The sequence below is a fragment of the Kitasatospora phosalacinea genome (assembly GCF_000717185.1).
Taxonomy (GTDB): domain Bacteria; phylum Actinomycetota; class Actinomycetes; order Streptomycetales; family Streptomycetaceae; genus Kitasatospora; species Kitasatospora phosalacinea_A.
The window spans coordinates 1-5,169 of the sequence record NZ_JNYE01000179.1; the positions used below are offsets into that span (position 1 = coordinate 1).

Consider the following 5,169-nt stretch of genomic DNA (forward strand, 5'->3'; position numbering starts at 1 on the left):
CCCCCACCTCCGCCCCCACCCCCACCTCCAGCGACCGGCGCGTCCTCGCCGCACGCCTGCTCGCGACCCGTCGGCAGGCCTCGGCGGTCCGTGGCGTGCCGCGGCTGCCGCGGGACGGGCGTCCGGTGGTGTGTTCGGCGGAGCAGCGCCGGCTGTGGCTGGCGGAGCGGATCGGCGGCCCGGCTGCGTCGCCGCCGGTGACGGCGGGCCTGGCGCTGGACGGTCCGCTGGACCTGGACCGGCTGGCGGCCGCGCTGGCCGCGGTGGTCGACCGGCACCCGGTCCTGCGGACGCGCTACGCGGAGGTCGACGGCGAGCCCGTCCAGCTCCTCCCCGAAGCTCCCCTGACGCTTCGTCAATCTGCTTCCCTGGTCGACCCGGTGGACCTCTCCTTCGCGCCGGAGCCGGAGCGCGAGGCGCTGGCCGCCGCCCTGGCCGTGGAGGCGGGCGGGCACCGCTTCGACCTGGCGTCGGGGCCGATGCTGCGGCTGACGGTGCTGCGGTTGGCCGCCGACCGGCACCGGCTGCTGCTGGTGTGCCACCACATCGCGGCGGACGCCCGCTCGGCGGACCTGCTGACCGCCGAACTGGCAGCGGCCTACCGCGCAGACGAAGCCCCCGCCCCCGCCAACGGCCCCGCCCCCGTCAACGACCCCGCCTCCGCCTCCGTCCCCGTCCCCGCCGACGACCGTCCGCAGTACGCGGACTACGCGGCCTGGTCGCGGTCCCGGCTGGACCGCGTCCTGCCGGAGCGCCTGGCGTACTGGCGGCACCTGCTGGCGGGCGCGCCCCCGTTGCTGGAGCTCGGCCTGGAGGCCCCGCGCTCATCCGGCAGCCACAGCGGTGGCGGCGACCGCCGTACCGCGACGGTCGCCGTCCGGGTGCCCGGCGCGGTGGTGGAGCGGCTGCGGGCGTCCGGTGACGGGGCGCGGCTGACGGGGCACACGGTGCTGCTGGCCGGGTTCCTGGTGCTGCTGGCGCGGTGCGCGGGGCGCCGGGAGGTGGCGGTGGGCGTGGTGTCGGGCGGCCGTCCGCATCCCGAACTGGACGCCGTGGTGGGCTGTTTCACGGATCTGCTGCCGTTGCGGGTGTCGCTGGCGGACGATCCGGCGTTCCGCTCGTTCGCGCCGCGGGTGCGGGAGGCGCTGGCGGCGGGGTTGGCGCAGGCGGCCCCGTTCGACCGGATCGTGTCGGCGGTCGCCCCGCGCCGCGCGCCGGGGGTGCACCCGCTGTTCCAGGTGCTGTTCGTGGAGCGCACGGAGGTCGCGACGGACGAAGCAGGCGGGCCGGGTGCGGGGTGGGGCCCGGGCCTGGAGGCGTCGCCGTGGGGGCAGGAGGTCGACGGCAGCGCGTACGACCTGGTGCTGGCGGCGGGGGTCGGGCCGGAGGGCGCGGAGCTGGTGCTGACGTACCCGTGCGAGCGGTTCGCCCGTTCGGCGGTGGCGGGGTTCGCGGACGCGCTGGTCGAGTTGTTGGCGCTGCTGGCCGAGCGTCCGCAGGCCCCGCTGAGCGGCGTCCGGACGGCCGAGCCGTGGCGTCCGCCCGCTGCGCCGCCGTCGGCCCGTCCGGCCCTCCCGACCGCCGGGGCGGGCCCAGCAGCGGGCGAAGTCACCGGCCCGGTCGCGGAGTTGCGCGCCCTGTGGGCGGAGGTCCTGGGCCGGGAGGGGGTCGGTGACCACGACGACCTGTTCGCGCACGGCGGTGACTCGCTCGCCGTGGTGCGGATCGCCGCCCGGATCGCCGAGCGGTTCGGCGTGGACGTCCCGGCCTCGGCGTTCTTCGAGTCCCCCACCCCGGCCGGCTTCGGTGCCGTGCTGGCCCGTCTCACCGAGGAGCAGCAGCATGTCTGACCGCGAGTACCCGCTGACGCCGGGCCAGCAACGGATGTGGTTCCTCCAGCAGTTGGACCCGTCGGACGTCTCGGAGAACCTGGTCACCCTGCGCCGCCTGACCGGCCCGCTCGACCCGGAGGCGTTCCGCCGGGCGGTGGCCGCCGTGGTGGCGCGGCACGAGCCGCTGCGGACGTCGTTCGCGGAGGTCGACGGCGTGCCCGTGCAGCGGGTCGCGGACCGGGTCGAGGTGCCCGTCGCGCTGCACGACCTGCGGGCCGAGCCGGACCCGGAGGCCGCCGCGCTGCGGCTGGCCGAGGCGTGCGGCGGGCGGCCGTACGCGACGGCGCGGGGGCCGCTGCTGCGGGTCGAGCTGTACCGGACGGGCGAGCGGGAGCACGTGCTGCTGCTGGCGGCGCACCACCTGGTGTCGGACGGCTGGTCGATCCGGCTGCTGCTGGACGAGCTGCTGGCCGCGCACCGGGCGGCGGCGGACGGCCGGGAGCCGCAACTGCCGCCGCTGCCGGGCGGGTTCGGCGACCACGTGATGTGGCAGCGGGCCCGCGCGGAGGGCCCGGCGGCGGACCGGGCGGCGGCGTACTGGGCGGCCGAGCTCGCCGCGCCGCCCGGCCGGGGCCTGCCGCCGGGCACCCCGCCCCCGCCGCGCCCCGCCCTCACCCCCGCACCGGGCGCACCGAACTCGCCGGGCGCACCGAACTCGCCGGACGGCCGGGCGCACTGGGTGCGGGCCGAGGTCGACGCCGCCGCGGCGGCCGCGGTCGAGGGCTTCGCCCGGCAGCACTCCTGCACCCCGTTCATGGCCTGGCTGGCGCTCTACCAGCTGCTGGTCGGGCGGCACACCGGGCAGGAGGACCTGGTGGTGGGCGCGCCGACGGCCGGGCGCGAACGCCGTGCGGACGAGCACCTGGTGGGCTGCTTCACGACCGTCCTCCCGCTGCGCGCCGACCTCGGCGGCGGGGCCGGTTTCGCCACCCTGCTGGAGCGCACCCGGTCCACCGTCACGAACGCGCTCTCGCACCCGCAGGTCCCGTACGAGCGGCTGCTCGGCGAGCTGGGCACGGCGCGCGGGGAGGGTCAGCGGCAGCTGTTCCGGCACTGGTTCAACCTGCACACCGAGTCCGCCGCACCCGCCACCAGCACGGGAACCGGAACCGCCACCACCGACGTCGCCGCCGCCGACCCGCTGCGGGTGGACGCGCTGCCCGGCCTGCCCGCGCCGACGCCCTTCGACACCTCGCTGGACGCCTGGCCGGCCGCCGACGGCGGCCTGCACCTGCTGCTGGCGTACGACCCCGCGGTGCTGGACGCCGCCGCGGCCCAGGCCCTGCTGGACCGCCTGCCGCTCCTGGCCCGCCGGGCCCTCGCCGAGCCCGGACGGCCGGTCACCGCGCTCTCCCTGCTCTCCCCGGACGAGGACGGCGCACTGCTGCGCGGCCCGGACGGCGTGCCGGACGACCCGGAGACGGTACTCGACCTGCTGCTGCGGCAGGCCGACCTGACCCCGGACGCGGTTGCCGTCCGGGACGGCGAACGGTCGTTCAGCTACCGGGAGTTGCTCGCCGGGGCGCGTCGGGCGGAGGCCGCCGTCCGCGCCGTGGGAGCGCTCCCGCGCACGCCGGTCGGGCTGTACGGCGCCCGCTCCGCCGAGCTGCTGGCGGGCATGCTGGGCGTCCTGCTGGCCGGCTGCGCCTACCTCCCGCTCGACCCGGCCCTGCCCGGGCCGCGCCTGCGCGCCATGCTCGACGGCGCGGGCGCCACCGCCGTCCTGGCCACCCCGGACGCCCCCGCGACCGACACCGGCCTGCCCACCGCCCGGCCCGCCCCGCTCGACGCACCCCAACCCGCCCCCACCACGGGGGAGTTCACTCCCCCCTCGCCTGCCGACCCCGCCTACGTGCTGTACACCTCCGGCTCGACCGGCGAGCCGAAGGCGGTGGCCGTCCCGCACCGGGCGCTGCTCGCCCGGGTGCGCTGGATGGGCGCGGCGTACGGGCTGGGGCCGGGCGAGCGGGTGCTGCAGTTCGCGTCGCCGGGGTTCGACACGCACGTGGAGGAGGTCTTCCCCGCACTGACGCACGGCGCGGAGGTGGTGCTGCTGCCGGTGCCGTCCGCCGAGCTCCCGGACTGGCTGGGCGGTCCGCAGGGCCGCACCCTGACGGTGCTCGACCTGCCGACGGCGTACTGGCAGGAGCTGGTCGCGGCCGGTCCGGCCGTCCCGTGGCCCCCGGCGCTGCGCACGGTGGTGCTGGGCGGCGACCAGGTGGCGTCGGCGGCGGTCGCGGCCTGGCGCGGGCGCTTCGGCGACCGCGTCGAGCTGTGGAACACCTACGGCCCGACCGAGGCCGCGGTGATCGCCACCGCCTGCCTGCTGGGCCCGGCCGACGCGGCCGCCCGCCCGGGGATCGGCCGTCCGATCGCCGCGACCGTCTCCCACCTGCTGGACGACGGCGGCCGCCCGGTGCCGCCGGGGGTGCCCGGCGAGCTGTGGCTGGGCGGGGACGGCCTCGCCGACGGCTACCTGGGGCGGCCCGACCTGACGGCGGAGCGGTTCGCCGCGGACCCGTTCACCGGCGGCCGGATGTACCGGACGGGCGACCTGGCCCGGCTGCGGCCGGACGGCGCGCTGGAGTTCCTGGGCCGCCGGGACCGCCAGCTCAAGGTGCGCGGGTACCGGGTGGAGCCCGCCGAGGTGGAGGCCGCGCTGCTGGCGCAGCCGGGCGTCGGGCAGGCCGTGGTGGACCTGCACGACGAGGCCGGGCGGCAGCTGCTGGCCGCCTGGGTGGTCCCCGCCGGTGCCGAACTCCCGCCGAACGGCGAGGAGTTGCGCCAGCGCCTGCGGGCGGTGCTGCCCGCCCACCTCGTCCCGGACGTCTGCCTGCTGCTGGAGCGCCTGCCGCTGACCGTCCGCGGCAAGCTCGACCGGGCCGCCCTGCCCTCCCCCGCCGCCGTCGCCCCGGCGGGCGCCGTCGCCGAGCGCGTCCCGCCCGGCACGGACGCCGAACACCTGGTCGCCGAGACCTGGTCCGAGGTGCTGGGGCTGGAGGTGGACCGGATCGGCGTGCACGACGACTTCTTCGCGCTCGGCGGCCATTCGCTGCTCGCCGTCCGGGTGCTGGCCCGGCTCCGCTCCGCGCTCGAACTCGACGTGCCGGTAAGGGTGTTGTTCGAGGCGCCGACGGTCGCGGGCACGGCCGCCGCCGTCGAGGAACTGCTGCTCGCGGAGATCGACGCGCTCAGCGAGGACGAGGTGCGGTCCCTGATCGACGAGGGCGCCCCGACCGCATGACCCCCGCCCCCGCCACCGCCCCCACCACCCCCG

Annotated in this window: 2 protein-coding genes; both read left to right on the forward strand. The window is 78.2% G+C overall.

What is annotated here, in order from left to right; genetic code table 11:
• On the forward strand, positions 1-1,850 hold a 1,850-nt coding region (locus tag OO57_RS36965), incomplete at its 5' end, for a condensation domain-containing protein (RefSeq protein WP_033257235.1).
• Positions 1,843-5,136, forward strand: coding sequence for a non-ribosomal peptide synthetase (locus OO57_RS36970; protein WP_051778733.1), 3,294 nt, complete (start codon positions 1,843-1,845; stop codon positions 5,134-5,136). The genes OO57_RS36965 and OO57_RS36970, both read left to right, overlap by 8 nt.
• The last annotated feature ends 33 nt before the right edge of the window (positions 5,137-5,169 follow it).